This window comes from Vibrio ezurae NBRC 102218, assembly GCF_000467185.1.
GTDB classification, from domain to species: domain Bacteria; phylum Pseudomonadota; class Gammaproteobacteria; order Enterobacterales; family Vibrionaceae; genus Vibrio; species Vibrio ezurae.
This window is the reverse complement of record NZ_BATM01000059.1, coordinates 1-20,243: the sequence shown is the minus strand read 5'-3', so window position 1 is coordinate 20,243 and position 20,243 is coordinate 1. Positions and strand designations below refer to the sequence as shown.

The 20,243-nt window shown below is 43.7% G+C and carries 11 protein-coding genes; 3 read left to right on the top strand and 8 right to left on the bottom strand.

The genetic code is table 11. From position 1 onward, the window contains the following. Window positions 1-578: 578 nt before the first annotated feature. The 8 genes from VEZ01S_RS15945 to VEZ01S_RS15910 form a co-directional block, all read right to left on the bottom strand. The gene (locus tag VEZ01S_RS15945; protein ID WP_021715083.1) at window positions 579-1,121 is read right to left on the bottom strand and encodes a cell division protein ZapC; all 543 of its coding nucleotides are present in this window, start codon (window positions 1,119-1,121) and stop codon (window positions 579-581) included. 163 nt (window positions 1,122-1,284) lie between these two features. Further along, the gene (gene pyrD, locus VEZ01S_RS15940) at window positions 1,285-2,295 is read right to left on the bottom strand and encodes a quinone-dependent dihydroorotate dehydrogenase (protein WP_021715082.1); all 1,011 of its coding nucleotides are present in this window, start codon (window positions 2,293-2,295) and stop codon (window positions 1,285-1,287) included. 45 nt (window positions 2,296-2,340) lie between these two features. Next, the gene (locus VEZ01S_RS15935; RefSeq protein ID WP_021715081.1) at window positions 2,341-7,185 is read right to left on the bottom strand and encodes an NAD-glutamate dehydrogenase; all 4,845 of its coding nucleotides are present in this window, start codon (window positions 7,183-7,185) and stop codon (window positions 2,341-2,343) included. Window positions 7,186-7,482: 297 nt separating this feature from the next. Continuing rightward, window positions 7,483-10,086 (bottom strand): aminopeptidase N, encoded by a 2,604-nt coding sequence (gene pepN / locus VEZ01S_RS15930; RefSeq protein WP_021715080.1) that lies wholly within the window; start codon window positions 10,084-10,086, stop codon window positions 7,483-7,485. A 244-nt stretch (window positions 10,087-10,330) separates the two neighbouring features. After that, complete coding sequence (locus VEZ01S_RS15925; protein ID WP_021715079.1) at window positions 10,331-10,990, bottom strand: hypothetical protein; 660 nt, start codon at window positions 10,988-10,990, stop codon at window positions 10,331-10,333. 165 nt (window positions 10,991-11,155) lie between these two features. Beyond that, complete coding sequence (gene prc, locus VEZ01S_RS15920) at window positions 11,156-13,162, bottom strand: carboxy terminal-processing peptidase (RefSeq protein WP_021715078.1); 2,007 nt, start codon at window positions 13,160-13,162, stop codon at window positions 11,156-11,158. A gap of 18 nt (window positions 13,163-13,180) precedes the next feature. After that, on the bottom strand, window positions 13,181-13,810 hold the full coding sequence (gene proQ, locus VEZ01S_RS15915; RefSeq protein WP_021715077.1) for an RNA chaperone ProQ: 630 nt from the start codon (window positions 13,808-13,810) through the stop codon (window positions 13,181-13,183). 100 nt (window positions 13,811-13,910) lie between these two features. Then, window positions 13,911-14,384 (bottom strand): free L-methionine (R)-S-oxide reductase MsrC, encoded by a 474-nt coding sequence (locus tag VEZ01S_RS15910; protein ID WP_021715076.1) that lies wholly within the window; start codon window positions 14,382-14,384, stop codon window positions 13,911-13,913. Window positions 14,385-14,542: 158 nt separating this feature from the next. On the opposite strand from VEZ01S_RS15910, the gene VEZ01S_RS15905 reads away from it, so the two are divergent. From VEZ01S_RS15905 to rsmF, 3 genes are all read left to right on the top strand, one after another. After that, window positions 14,543-15,844: a paraquat-inducible protein A gene (locus VEZ01S_RS15905; protein WP_021715075.1), complete on the top strand. Its 1,302-nt coding sequence runs from the start codon at window positions 14,543-14,545 to the stop codon at window positions 15,842-15,844. Continuing rightward, entirely contained in the window at window positions 15,841-18,483 is a 2,643-nt protein-coding gene (locus tag VEZ01S_RS15900; protein ID WP_021715074.1) for an MlaD family protein, read from the top strand. The genes VEZ01S_RS15905 and VEZ01S_RS15900 overlap by 4 nt, the downstream gene beginning before the upstream one ends. A gap of 133 nt (window positions 18,484-18,616) precedes the next feature. Next, the gene (gene rsmF / locus VEZ01S_RS15895; protein ID WP_021715073.1) at window positions 18,617-20,047 is read left to right on the top strand and encodes a 16S rRNA (cytosine(1407)-C(5))-methyltransferase RsmF; all 1,431 of its coding nucleotides are present in this window, start codon (window positions 18,617-18,619) and stop codon (window positions 20,045-20,047) included. Window positions 20,048-20,243 lie beyond the last annotated feature (196 nt).

Genomic DNA, 20,243 nt, shown 5'->3' with positions numbered 1-20,243 from the left:
CTAAGCTGCTAATAAAATGGCGTTAATTATAAACTGTAATAGTTTTAAATTCCGATATTTCTCAGTCAAACCCCTCTATTTGTTCATTTCTACAGCAAAGCCAACTGTTGGTTAACTTTCAACAGCTCCGATTAACGCCTTTTTGTCTTTAACCAAAGCAGAACCTATTTATGGTCATTTTGGTGGTAGTGAATACTTATTCGCATGCAATTTGGTCTATACCACCAACCAAAAACAACTGAAAGTTACTTACAAAACGGGCTAAACAAGGAAAAATAAAGGGGAATACCCCTACTTTTGTATGAAATTAAGACAGGTTTGAGGAAAAAAAGAATGTAAAAAATGTGCGCTTGCAACACCTAATGTCACACTAACGATGTTTAATTGGCGTAAACTTTAAGAATGTGTGAGCTATTCGTATAGTCAACAGCATGAATATTGCACGAAGAAGTGGTGTCCAGACGGCGAAAAAGTACGAATGACAGGCAACAAAAAGGCCGTTTTAGCATGAACTAAAACGGCCTATTCGACATTAATTTGGCTTTTCCCATTGCCCTTTTAAACTGGCTGAGGAAAGATTAAGACACCATCTGTATTTGTGCTTGGAAGAACAGCGCATTGGCTGAACGCATGCGGTCGTGCATCACTTTGATGGGCTGGCAGAACGAAAGGTGTTTGCTGCCCGTTAAATAGAAGTCTTCGCTATTCACGGACACAACGATACTGGCGGTATCAGAACTCTCAACTACCATAAAGTAACCGGTGTTGTATTCGTTCTGCAGCTCCACAACCTCCCCTTCCTGTGGCTGATAGCCATTGGACTGAGTATCAAAAAACCAGCTTTTAGGCTGTACAGGCTTATGGAAGCGTTTAACGGCAACAGCTTTGAGCACCAGCTCAGCTTGACGAGGGATCGAAAGTGGAAGACCTTTTACGGAGTCTTGGAAGACGTGGTAGATATCCGCATCTTCAACAGAAAATTTTTGTGGTTTAAAAGCTGATTCAATAAGCACTTTACGAGGTAAGTTAGAGCGAAATACCATCTCTTCACTTATCTCAAGCATTAGCGAGGATTGCTCCTCGTCGTAGTACCAATTCCATGTATCGTTTAGCTTAAGCATAACCCTGTCCTGTCTTTAAACTCAGTTTAAGTAAGACGCTACACCATCCCTGTTTTACGGGGTCCACGTTACTTTCTGATAATTCTACTAACAGAAAACGAAAAAAAAAGGGGAAATGATTCCCCTTTTTTTACGCTAAACAATTGGTTTTACTGCAACTTGATTACAGGTTTTTCACGATATCGCGTACTAAGTTTGGTCCATGGAAAATAAAGCCTGAGTAGACTTGAACCAATTTTGCGCCCGCTTGCAGTTTTTCTTTTGCAGACACAAAAGAATCGATACCGCCAACGCCGATGATCGGAATATCTTCACCCAGTTCCTGATAAAGCTTCGCAACCACTTCAGTACTGCGCAGTTGCAGAGGACGACCGCTTAAACCGCCGGTTTCTTCTGCGTGCTTCATGCCTTCAACAATACTACGATCCAGTGTTGTGTTCGTTGCAATAACACCATCAATAGCGTGTTTACGCAAAGAATCACAAATCTGCACGATTTCATCGTCAGTAAGATCCGGCGCAATTTTTAACGCAAGCGGTACATAGTTACCACGTAACTCATGCAGCTCTTTTTGCTTGGCTTTTAAATCACCCAGCAGTGAATCCAGAGCATCGCCATATTGTAGCGTACGCAGATCTGGAGTATTCGGTGAAGAAATGTTTACCGCAATGTAATCAGCGTACTGATAGACCTTTTCCATACAAATTAGGTAATCGCTGTTACCCTCTTCGATAGGCGTGTCTTTGTTCTTGCCGATGTTAATGCCAAGAATACAATCAAATTTTGCCTTCTTCACATTTTCCACTAAAGCATCTACACCTAGGTTATTGAAACCCATACGGTTGATAATGCCTTCCGCTTCTAGCAGACGGAACATGCGAGGTTTATCGTTGCCAGGTTGAGGACGTGGCGTTACCGTCCCTACTTCTACGCAGCCAAAACCCATTGCATCAAATGCTTCAATACATTCCGCATTCTTATCAAGTCCCGCGGCTAAGCCAACAGGGTTTTTAAACGTTAGGCCCATACATTCGACTGGACGATTTGGTAATTTTTGACGATAAAACAGATCTAACGGTGTACCTGTTAATTTAGGTAAATAGTTGATCGCAAGATCGTGCGCCTTTTCGGCGTTGAATTGAAATAAGCCAGTTCTGGCAAGACGGTAGAGCATTGTGCCTCCGATAAAAAAAGCCCCGTGTAAACGGGGCTGTATTATTTACTTTGTAGCTTCACAATTCAAGTTTAAAAGCATTAACTCTCTTAATGCGACAGAAAATTTAGCAAATTCATGCACATTCCCCACTTTAAACTCGTTTAAGGTGTTCTCCCAGCGTTGCAATGCTAGCTGGTTATTGCTGATCCAGTTATCAATGGTGGTCTCTTCGTTTACTGGATTATCACCACAACCACAGTTAAGCACTTGCACTGTCAGTTGACGCTGTTGCCAGTCAAGATCTTCTCTAAAGGCGGCTCTGGCAAGTGCCTGCCAATTATTATCCACCACCTTATTGTTGATTTGATCCAAGAACCAATGCAGAGATAAGCGATCCCCTAGGTAGAAGTACATTTTGGCGGTGCGCTCAATGCTCGTAGCGCATTCTTTCGCAGCCAAAGAAATATCATAGCAGCAGTACAGGCTAGACAACCTCGCCAGATAATTGGCCAGTTTTTTATCGACGCCTTGCGCTATCCATTCATCAGCGACCGTTTGATGTTGCAAGACTTCATCGGGCACCAAGAATTGATCTAACTTACTCACAATAACGTCTACATCAGATCTAAAACGATCCACCAATTCTTTGACGCTGCTATTGTGGGAGCGATTTCTTAGCATCCAACGAGTGAGACGGCGTAATGTACGACGAATCACAATCATCAGCTGATACTGTAAGCTGGCGTCTATGCGATTGTCGTGCTCACGAATGCTGCTAAACACCTCCGAGAATTTGAACAACTCTTTGGAAGCGACAAATGCGTTGGCGATATCCACCACATTGGCGCCCGTCTCTTCTTGCAGACGAGTCACAAAGTTGCATCCCATTTCATTGACAATATCATTGGCTAATGCAGTGGCAATGATCTCGGTGCGCAGTGGATGTGAATCCATGCTAGATTTATAGTTACGGCGTAACCTATCAGGAAAGTATTGCACTAACTGTTTGGCGTGATACGCATCTTGGGCAATAGCATCAGTGGCAAGTTGTTCTTTTAACAGCATTTTACCATACGCCACCAGCACTGAGAGCTCAGGTCTAGATAGACCGATACCCTGCTTTTCACGCTCTTGAAGCTGTTCATCGTCGGGAATGTATTCAAGTTGACGGTCAAGATGTCCCGCTTTTTCCATGGTATGGATAAAGCGCATCTGCTCTTTCATCCCCACAATGCCTTGCTCTTCAGTGACAGAGATTGATTCTGACTGACAATAGGCATGATGCAACACAATCTCTGATACGTCCGCTTCCATTGAATCGAGAATTTCATTGCGCTGTTTTAACGTCAGGTCACTGTTTTGCACTAAACCATTAAGCAAAATCTTAATATTAACTTCATTGTCGGAGCTATCCACGCCACCCACATTATCAATAAAGTCGGTATTGACGTATCCGCCATTTAAGGCAAATTCGATACGGCCAAGTTGGGTTAAGCCTAAGTTGCCTCCTTCGCCGACCACTTTCGCTCGCAACTGATTACCATTAATGCGCAAAATGTCGTTGGCGCGATCACCAACATCGGCGTGACTCTCTTTACTGGATTTCACATAGGTGCCGATGCCGCCGTTCCATAACAAGTCAACTTGCATCATCAAAAGATGCTTAATCAAGTCGTTGGGCGCTAACACATCAACCTCTATGCCTAACATAGCTTTGATTTCAGGTGACAGGGTCACAGATTTAGCTTTGCGCGAGAATACGCCGCCGCCTTTAGAAATCAATGCCTTATCGTAATCATCCCAACCTGTACGTGGTGTAGTAAACAGACGTTCACGCTCAGCGTAAGAAATCGCTGCATCTGGATTTGGGTCGATAAATATATGCAAGTGGTTAAATGCCGCTTGCAGTAAGATGTGCTTGGATAACAACATGCCATTGCCAAATACGTCTCCAGCCATGTCCCCCACACCTACAACGGTAAAGTTGGTGGTTTGGCAATTAATGCCCAGCTCTCGGAAATGGCGTTTTACCGACTCCCAACCGCCTTTGGCAGTAATGCCCATCACTTTATGATCGTAACCATTTGATCCGCCAGAGGCGAACGCATCACCGAGCCAGAAGTTGTATTCTTGAGAAACACTGTTCGCAATATCAGAGAAGGTTGCCGTGCCCTTATCAGCAGCAACTACCAAATAAGAATCGTCTTCATCGTGGCGCACAACATTTGGTGGCGGAACCAACTCGCCTTCGACAATGTTATCGGCGACATCCAATAGCGAGCTAATAAACTTGCGATAACAACGCTGACCTTCGGCAAAAATCTCATCTCGACCTGTCATCAAGTGCTGCTTCTTACACACAAAGCCGCCTTTTGCGCCCACGGGCAAAATCACCGTATTTTTCACCTGTTGCGCTTTAACCAAGCCAAGCACTTCGGTGCGAAAATCCTCTTGTCTGTCTGACCAACGTAATCCGCCGCGAGCCACTTTACCGCCGCGAAGATGTACCCCTTCCACATCTGGCGCATAAACAAACATTTCAAACTCAGGCACCGGCTTAGGTATTTCAGGAATGTTTTTCGGTCTCAGCTTTAATGCTAAGCAAGGTTTGCGTTCCCCTTGCTCGGTTAACTGATAGTAGTTAGTGCGTAGCGTTGCACGAATCATCTCAACATAACGACGCACAATTCTATCGTCATCAAGGCTTTCGACTTTTTCAAGTTGCGCATTAATTTTTTCAACCACTTTCAGTTGCGAAGCTTCATCGCCTTGATTGCTTGGTAAGAAACGTTTTTCAAATAAGCTCACCAGAAAGTTAGCCAGTTTAGGATGCGCGGCTAACGTATCACCAATGTATTGTTGGCTAAACGGAAAGCCCACTTGACGCATATATTTAGCATAGGCACGTAAAATCGTTGTTTCGACACCCGTTAACCCTGCGCCAAGAATCAATCGGTTGAAACCATCGTTTTCTAACTGACCTTGCCACACTCCGGCAAACGCCTGTTGGAAACGATCGCGCACCTTATTGAAATCGACAACTGTGTTGCCTTTGTGCAACATAGAGAAATCTAAAATCCAATACGTTTGCCCGCTTTTGGTTTCTACTTGATAAGGCGACTCGCCAATAATGCGTAAGTCGAAATTTTCCAGCATAGGCATAACATCGGATAGATGTATCGGTGAGTCTTTATGGTAGAGCTTTAAGTGAACGACTTTTGAATCCATCAACTCTTCTTGGGGACGATAGAACAGCATTCCCAAAGGATTCGCTTCATTTAACTGCTGTAAACGTTCAATATCCGCCACGGCCGCATTAGGCAATACCGCTTCTTGATACGAACGAGGAAACGCGTCCATATAACCTTTTGCCAGCGGCAATCCTTGGCTTTCACCCAGACTTGATACTATGGCTTGTTTAAGACGATCTCCCCAAGTGGAAGAGGCTTCCATAAGATCTTGCTCGATGCTTTTCACGTCATAATCAATATTTGGATCATCCACCCGCACAATATAATGGGTTCTCGCGAGCGGACTCTCTGAAAAATAAGTCGTAAATTCAACTTCTTGGTCAGTGTTAAACGCCCGTTTAAAGATGCGCTGTGTCTGCCGGCGAAGCTCGGTGTTATAGCGCTCTTTGGTGACGTATACCATGGCGCTTAAGAATCGGCCAAATGGGTCTTTGCGCACAAACAAGCGGATCATATCTCGATCTTGCATTTGTACAACGCCCATACCAATATGAAGCAGCTCCTCTTCACTGGCTTGTAGCAGTTCATCACGCGGGTAAGTTTCTAAAATGTTATGTAGCGCCTTAAAGGAATATGACCCTTCTAAAAAGCCGCTACCTTGTAATATACGTGCAACTTTATTTCGAACAAGTGGAATGCGATCAACACTTTGGTTGTATACGGCAGAAGTATACAGTCCGGTAAACCGGTGTTCTCCGATCACGTTGCCCTGCTTATCAAAGGTTTTGATACCAATGTAGTCGTTATACGCTGGTCGATGAATGCGTGAGGGTCTATTGCCTTTGGTTAAAATAAGAATATAAGGCTTCGTCGCTTCTTCACGCGCGGACTCAGAAAAGTTCGACAGTTTGGTAGCGCGTACGCGGCGAGTATCCGAAAACAAACCAAGGCCAGGCTCTGCCGTCGGCTGCAATGTGAGCTCATCGTTGTCCTCAATAAGGCGATACTCTTTATAGCCCATTAAAGTAAAGTTATGGTCACCAAGCCAGTTTAGAAACTCAAGTGATTCAGCAATATGCTTTTTATCAATGCCTTTGATTTTATCTAGAGCATTGACTTGCGCGACCACTTGTTTCAGAACCTCACTCATCGGTTGCCAATCACTGACCACCGAATGGGTATCTTTCATTACACTAGCAAGCTCGGCCTGCAACTCATCCATTTGTGCCTGACTAGATAACCTATCGACCTCGATGTGAAAAACAGACTGAAGTATCCCTTCTAACTCTTTATTATTAATATCAAACACTTGTCCTTGTTTAAGGTTCAACTTTGCAGGACCGTGCAACATGATATGGCAGGTTAGCCCCATACGTGACAGTGTCATTTTCAGTGAGTCGACGATAAACGCCATATCCGGCACGACAATCTCTACAATTGTGTGGGTAGATTGCCAACCATTGCGACTTAAGGATGGGTTAAATACCTTTACCGATAATTCGTTCAGTTGTTTCTCTTTAAGATGCTGCCATAGGCTCACTACCGCTCCATACAAATCGGATTCATTTCGAGAGATAAGATCGTCATGAGAGATATGACTAAATAGGTGCTGAGCGAGTTTAGTCACCACGTGTTGATGAGCAGAATCGACTTTATCTTCAATCAGTTGATAGACTTTTTCGAGTAAGACAGGGACAAAAGGTTCACGTGCATTCATAGGGTACACTCCATCTAAGATGTATTATTATTATGCAACTCCCAGTATCTTGCGTACTAGGTATAAGCAGAAGAAACTGCTTTATGGCGCTATTGTAGGTTTTTTATGTCACTTTAGTTACCAAAAATAAGCCTTTATCTCTAAAAATACGTGATGTGTGATGGCGCTGTTAATAAAGACATCTTTCCCTTGAATATAGAACAAAAAAAGGCTTAGCGTGATGCTAAGCCTTTGGTTTCATATATGGGTATTGATGTGCCAATCATAAAGCATTGGCTTATTCAATAAAGCACCCTATTACTTCAATGCTGCTTCGACCTTTTCAAACAAATCTTTTGCAAGATCTGGCGTATCACGCAAGATTTCCAGCTCTTTACGCATCAATGATTTGCGCGTTTCATCGTAACGAGCAAATTTCAACATAGGATCGATTAAGCGTGACGCGACTTGTGGGTTGGTGCTGTTAAGTTGAGCGAGCATTTCACCGGCAAAACGATAGCCACTGCCGTCAATAGCATGGAAGCCATATGGATTGGCAAAAAACGCACCAATAAGATTACGAACACGGTTCGGGTTCTGCATGCTAAATGCACTGTGTTCCATTGCTGCTTTAACACCTTCAAGAGCATCAGCACTTGGCTTAATACCTTGCAACATGAACCACTTATCCATCACTAACCCGTCATGGGCCCAACGTTCACTGTACGCCGTCATTAATGCTTCACGACACGCTAGATCGCATTGGTTCGCAGCTGACATCGCACCCATCGTATCGGTCATGTTATCACTACCGTCAAATAGAGCTTTGGCAAGATCTTGGTGCTGAGGCAAACAAGAAAGATAGCTTAAACAGATATTGCGAAGCGAGCGCTTAGCAATACTTGGGTGTGAAATATCGTAGCTTTCACTCGTGAAAGATTGATAAGCATTCACAAGTTCAGCTTCAAGCCCTTTCGCCAAAGTCAGTTTTAGGTCGGTCAATGCTTTAGAAATGCCATCAACATCAATCACATCAAACCAACCGCTCACTTCACTGTGTGGCGGTAGCGTCAATGCTTCAGCCACAAATGCACTGTCCAATGTAGTGTCTGTCAGCAATGCTTTATATGAATTGAGCACATCATCAGATAACGTAATGTCAGTGCCGTTGCTCACCGCCTCTTTAATGTAAAGGGACATTAAGGTTTGCCCAGCGTCCCAGCGAGACACTTCATTGGTTGCACACTTCATGAGTAACACTAACTGCTGCTCAGTGTATGAATATTCTAATTTTACAGGCGCCGTAAATTCACGCAGTAATGAGGGTGTTGGTGCTTCGTCCACTTGCTCAAAAACAAAACGTTGTGAGTCTTGGGTCAGTTGTAATAGCGTTGAGTGCTCTTTACCTTCAATGATAGGCGTAATAACGCTGCCATCATTACGATACAGTTCCACATCAAATGGGATATGCAGAGCGTGTTTCTCTTGTTGAGTAGCCGTTGGTTCAGTGCGCTGTGAAATATCTAGAGTGTAGGTTTTATTTTGCGCATCATAAGAGTCAACGACAGTGACTGTTGGCGTGCCCGATTGGCTATACCACAGTTTAAATTGCGTTAAGTCGACACCTGATGCATCTTGCATTGCTGCTACAAAATCATCACACGTTGCCGCCGTGCCGTCATGACGTTCAAAGTACAGCTTAATGCCCGCTTGGAACGCTTGCTCACCCAGTAACGTATGAATCATACGAATCACTTCACTGCCTTTTTCATACACAGTCAAGGTGTAGAAGTTGTTCATCTCAATTACTTTTTCAGGGCGAATAGGATGAGACATAGGGCTTGCGTCTTCCGCAAACTGAGGGCCGCGGATAATACGTACATGGTTAATACGGTTTACAGCGCGAGAACCTAAGTCACTTGAGAATTCTTGATCTCTAAATACGGTTAGGCCTTCTTTTAGACTCAACTGGAACCAGTCACGACAAGTCACGCGGTTACCCGTCCAGTTATGGAAGTATTCGTGACCAATAACCGCTTCAATACCAAGGTAATCTTTATCTGTAGCGGTTGATTGATCCGCTAATACAAACTTCGAGTTAAAGACATTAAGGCCCTTATTCTCCATGGCGCCCATGTTGAAGAAATCAACGGCAACAATCATGTAGATATCAAGGTCGTATTCAAGACCAAAGCGTTCTTCGTCCCATTTCATCGAATTTTTAAGGCTTAGCATCGCGTGATGAGCACGGTCGACATTGCCTTTATCTACAAAAATCTCAAGCGCGACTTCACGGCCTGAACACGTAGTAAAGGTATCGGTCAGTTGATCAAAGTCCCCTGCAACCAAAGCAAACAGATAGCTTGGTTTTGGGTGTGGGTCTTCCCATTTTACCCAATGGCGACCGTTTTCAAGATCGCCCTGGGCCAATTTGTTACCATTGCTCAATAAGAACGGAAATTCGGCTTTATCCGCTTCAATGGTCGTCGTGTACTTAGCGAGAACATCCGGTCTATCAAGGAAGTAAGTAATACGTCTAAAGCCTTCTGCTTCACACTGAGTACAGAATGCACCATCAGACAAGTATAAGCCTTCTAATGCGGTATTCGCCGAAGGGTTAATTTGTGTGGTAATTGTCAACTCAAACGTTGCTGGCAAGTTTGAAATAGTCAGACTTTCATCGGTGCTAACGTAGTCAGCCCAAGGCTTGCCATCAACTAGAACCTCAGTCAATGAAAGTTGCTCACCAACGAGTGCAAGTTCAGTGGCACCGTTATTGGACGTTACTTGAGAAGTAGCAGTCACTAAAGTGTCGGTGTTGTGCAATTTAAACAGCAAGTCAAGCGTGCTGATAGTATGAGAAGGCGCTGTGTAATCTTTACGATATTTCGCTACAGGCTGAGCAGAAGCTGTATCTTGCATTCGTACTTCCTTTGAATTGAGTTCTTAATGGGTTAGGTTCTATTTTTATGGACAAAATTACAAGTATTCTGATGCGGTATTCACAAACCCCTGACACAAAGATTTACATTTGCGGTATTTATCCTCATTTTAAGACCAAAACGCGCTCCTACTGGCCTGTATCTGCAACTCTTTTTTGTCACGCCATAAAAAAGACACCGCGCGGTGCCTTTGGTTGCGTTTTGTTTAATACATAAAATCTGTTTCATCGTACCCTAGCTAATTCAGCGTACATATCCGTCCCTGCTCCTAACAAAGTTAAGGTATCGTCTTTTAGATTATAGCTAGATTGGGTTTCGCCATTTTCATACAGCAATACGATATGCTCATCTTCAATATAATAGATACCACGTTTAATGGATTCTTCACCGTTCATGCCACTTGAGCGTGACATGAAAACAAAGTCAGGCTGTAGAATTAAATCTATCTTTTGTACATTACTTGCTTGTAAATCATCACCCGCTAGGCGCTGACTTGACCACACACCAGCCAATGGCGCTGAAAGTGCTTTGCGAAATGTAATACCATTTAAATTCAGTCGATTATGTGTGGTTTTGTAGCTATAGACCTGAGGTGTACTGGTATCAAGCCCTAAAATAATGGTGTCGTTACTGGCGTTATACATCCCTTCCCAGTGCTCAATTGAATAATCACGTTTTTGTATATCAATAGAAAACGAATAATTAGAATTCAGGCGCAGTCTAATTGCGAGGAAATTATCTTGGTTGGTGTCTGGTTCAACATTAGAAATATACCACTCACCCAGAATAAACGGGTAGTCAAAGGTCGCTTCTGGATTGGTATTCGCACTGGAGGTAAGCGGCCAATACAGCGTTATCAGCAATACAAAAAAGACTTTTTTCATCATTATCCCCAATCAACTCGCACTTATTAAGCGTAGAGTGAGTTAGGTAAATATGCGAAAAAACTTGAGCTATATCACAGTATTTTTCCCGTATGCCGACAATCTATAGACATAAAAAAAGTGGCACATGGCCACTTTTTTATCTTAACGCTATGAAAGCAAAACTTATTTTTTTGCAGTATCTGCGAGCATATCAACCATAATGGCGACTGACTCATCAAGATACGCATCTGGCGCTTTATAATCTTTCGGGATATCGTCTAAAGACTTAAAGGCCTTTTCACCTAGCGATTTTTGGCGAGTGTTAATTCGCTCCAATCGCTGTTGATCACGCTTATCAGACTCTTGCTGGCGAGTTTTCAAGTTCAAAGACAAATCATTAGCGTCTTTTTCTTCTTTATAGCGAGCAATATCTTCTTTGATAAAACCAAACTCAATATCGTTTTGCACTCGTTGTAGATGTTGAGTCGTTAACTGCGTAATCAATGCTGTGTCGTCGGTCATTGTGTTGTATTTAGCCGGCTCAATGCTATCCCATGGCAATGCATTGTCTTCAACGCTCTCGCCCGTTTCAGCAGGATCAATTGGTGTTGGATATTGAATATCTGGGATCACACCTTTGTTTTGGGTACTGCCACCGTTAATTCGATAGAATTTCTGGATTGTGTATTGCACATACCCTAACTCATTGTCGAACAAATCATAGATATGATTTAACGAGCGGTGTTGCTGCACTGTCCCTTTACCAAAGGAATTCTCACCAAGAATGATCGCTCGGCCGTAGTCTTGCATAGCAGCGGCAAAGATTTCAGAGGCGGATGCACTGTAGCGGTTAATCAGTACCGTCATTGGGCCGTCATAACTGATCAGATTATCGTTATCAGAATTCACATTAATGCGACCATAGCTGTCACGCACTTGCACCACTGGGCCACTCGTAATAAATAGGCCAGATAACGCGGTTGCTTCGGTTAACGCGCCGCCGCCGTTGTTACGCAGATCAACAATGATACCATCCACGTTTTTGGCTTTAAGCTCTGTGATCAGCTTATCGGTATCTTTAGATAAACCAACATAGAAGCTAGGCACTTCAAGTACGCCAAACTTTTTGCCGTCTTTCTCAATCACTTCAGATTTAACTGCGCGATCTTCTAAGCGAACTTTGTCACGAACAATAGTGACTTCACGGCTTTTCGCATCTTTACCTTCAGGCAAAATCTGCAAAATGACTTTGGTGCCTTTAGGGCCTTTGATCAGCTCAACGACGTCATCTAAACGCCAACCAATCACATCGACAATCTCTTTGCCTTCTTGACCTACGCCAATAATGCGGTCGCCATCGTGCAACTCTTTACTTTTTGCAGCCGGTCCACCAGCAACAAGTGAGCGAATCACCGTATAGTCGTCGGTCATTTGCAACACAGCGCCAATCCCTTCTAAGGAAAGGTTCATTTCCGCTTGGAATGAATCGGCATTACGAGGAGATAGATAGCTAGTATGCGGGTCTACTTGGCGAGCGAAGGCGTTCATATACAGCTGAAAAACATCTTCACTGTGAGATTGAGAGATTCGTTTCATTGCGTTGTTATAACGCTTAGTCAGTATCTCTTTGATCTCAGGCCATTTTTTATCTGTCAGTGCTAAGTTTAACGCATCGTATTTAACGCGCTTGCGCCACAGATCGTTAATTTCTTTTTCATCAACAGGCCAAGCTTCTTTGCTACGATCTAACTCTATCGATTCGTCCACATCAAATTTAATTTCGTGGTCGAGTAAAGAAAGCGCGTAGCGATAACGTTCAAAGCGTTTACGCATTGCAATGTTATAAAGCTCAAAAGCAATGGTGTTATCACCGGCAACGAGTGCTTCATCAAGCTGAGTGCGCTCTGTTTTGAAACCGTCGACTTCTGTTTGAGTAAAGAGATTGCGACTAAAATCTAGCATGTTGAGATATCGATCAAATATCTCAGCTGAGAATTGGTCATCAAGCTTAAATTGCTTGTAGTGAGAACGAGTAAAACGAGAAGTGACTCGTTTTGCAGCCGTTTGGTGTTGAAGCTCTGGGGTGAGAACCGGTAAATCTTTTACCGATAAGTTAGCTTCAACAGCCTGTGCAGATGCAGCTAGCATAACGCTAGCCGCAATCAGCGTAATCTTTGAACGCATTTTCATTCGCAGGATAAGCTCCTTTTAGGCGCGAAGATGCTCCGCCTTAACGACCATTTGTAGGCCATTATTGAGTTGCACTCGCACATCATCCTTGTTGACTTCAACGATGGTCGCAGCCATGTTGCCTTTACCCATGTTCACATTCACATTATTACCAACAGCGATTTCATCGTTGTTCAATGCACGTGTTTCCACTGGGGCTTTCTTAGCTTGCTCAACTCGTGGTTTAGGTTTACGAGCTGGCGCGGCTTTTTTAGCTTGAGCACGTTTTGCTTTTTGCTCTTCACGAGCTTTATCAGCTTGCTCTTTTCTGCGAGCTGCTACGCGAGCTTTGCTTTCAGCAAGAGCTTGTTGCGCATGATCCACATGTTCTTGTTCTAGTACGCCACAGTCGTTGCCATCTAGGTCAACACGTACCGCACCAGTTTTGACGCCGTGTAGGTAACGCCAAGAAGAAGTGTATTGTCTTAGCGCTGCTCTAAGTTGAGTCTTGCTCACTTTCGCATCTTCACTTAAACGTTCAGCTAAATCTTGAAAAATACCAATTTTCAGAGGTTTAGCTTCACCTTCTAAAGTAAAGCACTTAGGGAAGCATTCAGCAATGTACGCAATCACTTCTTTGCTGGTTTTTAATTTTTCGGTGTTTTCCATGCGGGTTCCTGATTAAACGCGACTTTGTGCGCGAGATTCTCAATAATATTCTGCGCTATTATAAAGAGATGCCAAGTAAAAACCACACCCCAGTGTTATTTTACTTAGAGTTAATTGCCTTATTGAGCGTTTTTTCGACCATATCCATCAATAATACTAGGCCTTGCTCGTCGATTTCGTTAAATCTATCCAAGCTTGGGCTATCGATATCTAATACGCCGTACACTTCACCATTGATTGAAAATGGGATCACAATTTCTGAATTACTGGCTGCATCGCAAGCAATATGCCCTTTAAACGCATGCACATCAGCAATTCTTTGTACTGTATTGGTTGACGCAGCCGTGCCACATACACCTTGTCCCCAATTAATTCGAATGCAAGCCGGGTTACCTTGGAATGGACCTAGAACCAACTGATCGTTTTCTTTTAGATAAAAACCCACCCAGTTGATATCTGATAATTCCATATTCAGAATCGCACTGATGTTTGCAAGATTTGCGATGAGATTGGTTTCATCACCAATTAATGCTTCAACTTGTTGCGTAACTCTTTGGTAGTCTTTAATATTCACTTAATCACCTATGTAGAAATTGTAACCAAACCTTTATATACGCCTCTCTGTTGAGTTCTGTTTTTGATATTGCGTATATACTGCGAACTTTAACTCACAAACCGTTGATTCCAAACCACTATGACTAAAAATAGCCAAAATAAGTCAACAAACTAGCAATGTGTTCTTCTAAGCAAGCATCACATCGTCAACATTCACACTATTCAAACTCTGAATTGAGAGTTTGTCAGGGCTGTGGAATGACCGTGGGTGCACCGATCATTGAAGACAATCAGAACGCATACTGCCCTCGTTGTGATACACAACTGTATCGAGGTCATCGTCATACCTGCTCAGGTGACGTCGCATTGTCGGTTGTCGGTTTGCTGCTTTTTATTCCTGTGATCATGTTTCCGTTTTTATCCATCCGTTTATTTGGCGAATATATTGATGCCACTTTATTAGACGGTGTAGTGCTACTGATAGATGAAGGATTTACCTTTGTTGGCTTGTTGGTTCTTTTTTGCGGATTTTTAGTCCCTATTACCCTATGTGTGTGTGTAGTGACCGCTAATATTGCACTAAAACGTCATCATTTTAGCCTGATGCGCTGGAGCATGTTTGGCGTTTATCATTTAAAACACTGGATGATGATTGATGTCTATATCGTCAGTATCGCCATTTGCTGTTTTAAGCTAACCGACTATAGCGACCTGATTTTCGGTTTATCTTTACCTGTGTTGGGCGTTTTACAATTAGTGTGCCTAGCATTGGTCATACGCGTTAGTCCGAGAAAATATTGGCAAACGTTCGATGAACATTTGTGCACCGTACGCCCAAACGTACCTAAGTCAATTCTATCGGAGCTTAAGGATTGCCCTCAGTGCCACTTAGTACAAACTGCCTCATCTCATTGTGTTCGCTGCCATCAACCGATCACCTTCAATGAAAGCCGTTCACTGCAAGCCACCTGGGCATTTTTAATTGTCGCCACTATCGCTCTCATTCCTGCAAATGTCATTCCTATATCCATACTGTTCGCCAATGGTGCACGATTAGAAGACACCATTTTCTCAGGCGTGATTTCATTGGTTAACAACGACATGTTAGTGATCGCCATAATTATCTTTGTTGCCAGTATTGTCGTTCCAGTAGCAAAGATTTTAGGCATTTTTTACTTATTGCTGTGCATTCATTTCAAACGCACGGTTTATCACAAACAACGCATGATGCTGTTTTACATTGTTAAATGGATTGGTAAGTGGTCTATGGTCGACCTTTTTGTGATGTCTATTATGCTTACATTAGTCGATCGTGGCCAAATATTGAATTTTACTCCCGGTTATGGGGCTGTGGCGTTTGGCATTGTGGTCATTTTTACCATGCTGGCGGCCGACGCACTGAATCCAAAATTAATATGGAAAAACCATAGCGATACCCCATCCACTCATTCAAAATCAACTGGTGATACTTTTTCATGACAGAGCCAACGCATACTCCGTTACCACCGCCTAAGGTGAAGCGTTCGACGGGTCTCTCGCCACTTTGGGCGCTGCCTATCATCGCCTTACTGTTAGGTGGATGGCTAATGTATAAAAGCATTAGCGAATCAGGACAACATATCCGTATTCACTTTGCCAACGCACAAGGTTTGATTGCCGGACGCACCACATTACGTTTTCAAGGACTAGAAGTGGGAATGGTGCGCAAACTGGAACTGGCTGAAGATCTCGATGGTATTTACGTTGACGCAGAGCTATACCCCAATGCCAAGCAACTGCTCGGCGAAGACACCAAGTTTTGGCTAGTCAAACCCACTGCCAGTATTTCCGGCGTCTCTGGCCTTGATGCTCTAGTGTCTGGTAATTACATTGCAATTCAAAGTGCGACCACAGGTTTTCAAAATGTGCCTTTGTCCTACAATGCCCTGCCAAAAGCCCCACAAGATCTGCACAGTGGCAATATCAAAGGTCTAAGATTGACACTGCGCAGTAAAGATTTAGGCTCGGTCAACGTGGGCTCAAAGATTTTATTTAGAAAAATCCCTATTGGCGAGATCTACAGTTTCAATCTTGACCAAGAAGGCAAGTCAGTGATTCTGCGCGCACTCATCGACGAAGAATACTCACACATCATCACAAGTGAAAGCCGCTTTTGGAACGTATCAGGCATTAATGCCAAAGTCGGCTTTGACGGCGTCGATGTCAGTGTAGAAAGCCTAGCCGCGTTAATTGGTGGCGGGATCGCCGTAGATTCTCCAGCTCGTGGCGAACATGTTGAGGCTGATACTGAATTTAGACTCTATCCTGATTTGGCGACCGCCGGTCGCGGTATTCCTATCACCATTACACTGCCAGACGGAAACAACATTAACCCATCGGGCGCGCCGTTGGTGTATCGAGGGATTGAAATTGGGCAAATCACCCATATTCAGCTAAGTAAAGACCGCGCCGATATTTTGGCTCAAGCCACTATAGAGCCGGCTTATCACGACCTATTAAATTCGGGCTCACAGTTTCTACTTGAAGAAGCCACACTGTCACTCAGTGGCATCGATAACCTAGGCAACTTCGTCACTGGCAATTTTTTAACGCTACTGCCTGGTACAGGCTCGCCATCTCGCTCTTTTAAAGCCGTTAAGCAAGAAGAATTAAATATTCAAGACAGTGGCAATGTCTCGTTTTCATTATTAGCTAAACATAGCCTTGGTCTCGATAGTGGCTCTGCGGTGCTGTATAAAGGTATTCAAATCGGCCACGTTACGTCGTCACATCTTCAGGAGGACGGCGTTAAAATCAATGTGCTAATTGACGCTAAATATAGAGAATTAATGGCATTGAACAATCGTTTCTACTTCTCAAGTGCTATATCCGCCAATTTAGATGCCGCTGGGGTCAATGTTGACATCCCCCCTATTCAGCATCTGTTGGCCGGTAGCATCAGTTTTATTCGAGAAGGTAAATCGGGCATTCGCTCAAATTACTTACTTTATGAAAGTGAAGCGCTAGCACAACTTGCTCTTGACAGTACCTCTGAGCATAAAATTCTTAAACTACTCTCAAGCGAACTTCCCCCGGTCAATGTTGGCAGCCCTGTTTTCTATCGAAACTTGATCGTAGGGCAAGTGTTAGACTATCAGCTAGCGCCGTCTGGGATGGAGGTATCAATTAAACTTGATAGCCAATATCAACATTTGATCAAAGCCGATACCGTATTTTGGAACCATTCTGGTGTCGAGATAGACGCAGGTCTGACTGGCGTCTCGGTCAAGGCCGCTCCGCTGACCAGACTACTACAAGGTGGCATCGCGTTTGACAGCATCAAAGGCGTGGAAAATAAACGCGCTCAACATTACAAGCTTTATCCCGACCAAGAGTCTGCTCGCCACTTTGGCAAAATCATTCATTTAAATGCATCTAGTAACTCAGCGATTACCGCAGGTAGCAAAATTAAATATCAAGGCGTCGATGTCGGTGAAGTCACCTTAGTTTCTCCGCTTTTTGAGCAGCAAGGCGTGGAAGTTCTGGCGCGCATCTATCCAACCTATGTAGATAAAATCGCAGTGAAAGGATCGACATTTTGGGTGACGAATCCCGAGGTTAGCCTATCCGGTGTGAAGAACTTAGCCAGTGCACTGATACCGAGTATTGAGGTTGAGCCTGCATCAAATAGCGACACTCAGCGCCAATTTACGTTGCATCCACAAAAGCCCGGCCAACAAAGTGTACGCTTCTATTTGCAAAGCAAAGTTAAAGGCTCAGTATCCAGAGGTACTCCCATACTCTATCGTGAGATAGCCGTAGGTCAGGTCCATGAGGTTCGCCTTGGGGATTTGGCTGATAGAGTCATTATTAGCATTGATATTGACCAAGAGTATGCTTACTTAATTCGAGAAAATTCTCAGTTTTGGAATGTCTCTGGGCTGGATATCTCGGTGGGGCTTAGCGGTGCAAAAGTTAAAGCAGGAACAGTGGACAGCTTATTGTATGGCGGTATTGCCTTTTCTACCCCTGAGCAAGCCACACTGGCAAAGATAGCGAAACCGGAGCGCTCTTTTTATCTTTATGCTAGCGCTGAGCCAGAGTGGTTAGAATGGCGAACGGTCATACCTAAACCTTAGCTATCCCATATTGCTGAATAGAAGACACTTCATTTTCAATAAGAAAGCGTTAAAGGACGACCTTTAGCGCTTTCTTCTACCGCCTAGCATTGCTACACTTCTGTTGCTCGCTCCCCTCAACAGGAATTCCACCTTGCATCAGAACGTATACATTCCCGATGAGTTTATTGAACTTATCGCTCAGCAAATGCCAACCCACTTAAAATTAGATGAATTACTTTCAGCTTGTCGACGTCCGCTAAAGCGCAGTATTCGCGTCAACACTTTAAAAATATCCGTTGAGCAGTTTGTACAACAAGCAAATGCAATGGGTTGGGAACTGACCCCTGTGCCTTGGTGCGCAGAAGGTTTTTGGCTAGATAATGTAGACGAATCATCCACAGCACTTGGCAACACCAGCCAGCATCTTGCAGGGTTATTTTACATTCAAGAAGCAAGCTCAATGGTGCCTGTGACCGCCCTATTTGACGGACTCGAGATCAATAGCGCCTATCGCGTACTGGATATGGCCGCAGCACCAGGCTCAAAAACCACACAAATTGCCAGTCATCTTGGTCAGCAAGGCTTATTGGTTGCAAATGAATATTCCGCTAGCCGAGTCAAAATATTATTTGGCAACTTAATGCGTTGTGGTATAGGCAACATGGCCATGACCAATTTTGATGCACGCGTGTTTGGCTCTTGGCTGCCTGAAACCTTTGACGCCATACTGTTAGATGCCCCGTGCTCAGGCGAAGGCTCTTTACGCAAAGATGCCGACGCCATGAAAAACTGGAGCCTATCGTCCATTGAAGAGATCGCAAACACTCAAAAAGATCTCATCGAAAGTGCGTTTCATGCTCTCAAACCCAATGGTACTTTGGTCTATTCAACTTGTACCTTAAATCAACAAGAGAATCAGCAAGTTGCCCAGCACCTACTTGATACTTTTGGCGATTGCATTGAAATTGAACCTCTGCACGATTTATTTGATGGTGCGAATCGCTCTATCACTGAACAAGGCTACCTGCACGTTTACCCTCAAGTGTATGACAGTGAAGGGTTCTTTATTGCTAAATTTAAAAAGACCGGATCAGTTACTGCACCGTCGGTGAAAAAGCGTTTAGGTAAGTTTCCTTTTCAGCCTTTATCAGCAAAAGATTGTGACGACGTCACGTCCACTCTTACCAAGACACTGGGTATCGAAATCCCTAGCCGTTTCTCATTGTGGCAACGCGACAATGAAGTGTGGCTATTTCCCACGTTAATTGAACCGCTATTAGATCAAATGCGTTTTCAACGTATTGGCATTAAACTTGCCGAAACACATAAGAAAGGCTATCGCTGGCAACACCAAGGTATTGTGGCTATGAGTCAACATGTCGAGGAGAACGCGATTGATTTGACCATAGAAGAGGCGCGCGAGTGGTACATGGGACGTGATATTCGCCCATTAAACGCTAGCGGTAAAGGTGAGATCTTAATTCGCTACGACAATGTCACAATAGGTCTAGGTAAATGGGTCGGAAATCGAATTAAAAATGGATTACCAAGAGAAATGGTAAGGGACAATAATCTGTTTTAGTTCAGCAAGGTATACCGAAAAGAGAATGATTGTTAGTACACTCGATGGCAATAAAGCGGCGGTGTACTAAACTTAATCAAGAAATGCGATTAGCGCAGGCTCTGAAAGCAGAGCCATTCCCCTAAGCCTAGGTATGGATAACCTAGGCTATTTTTTTACATAAAAAGAACGGCACGAACGCATTAATACCAATCAC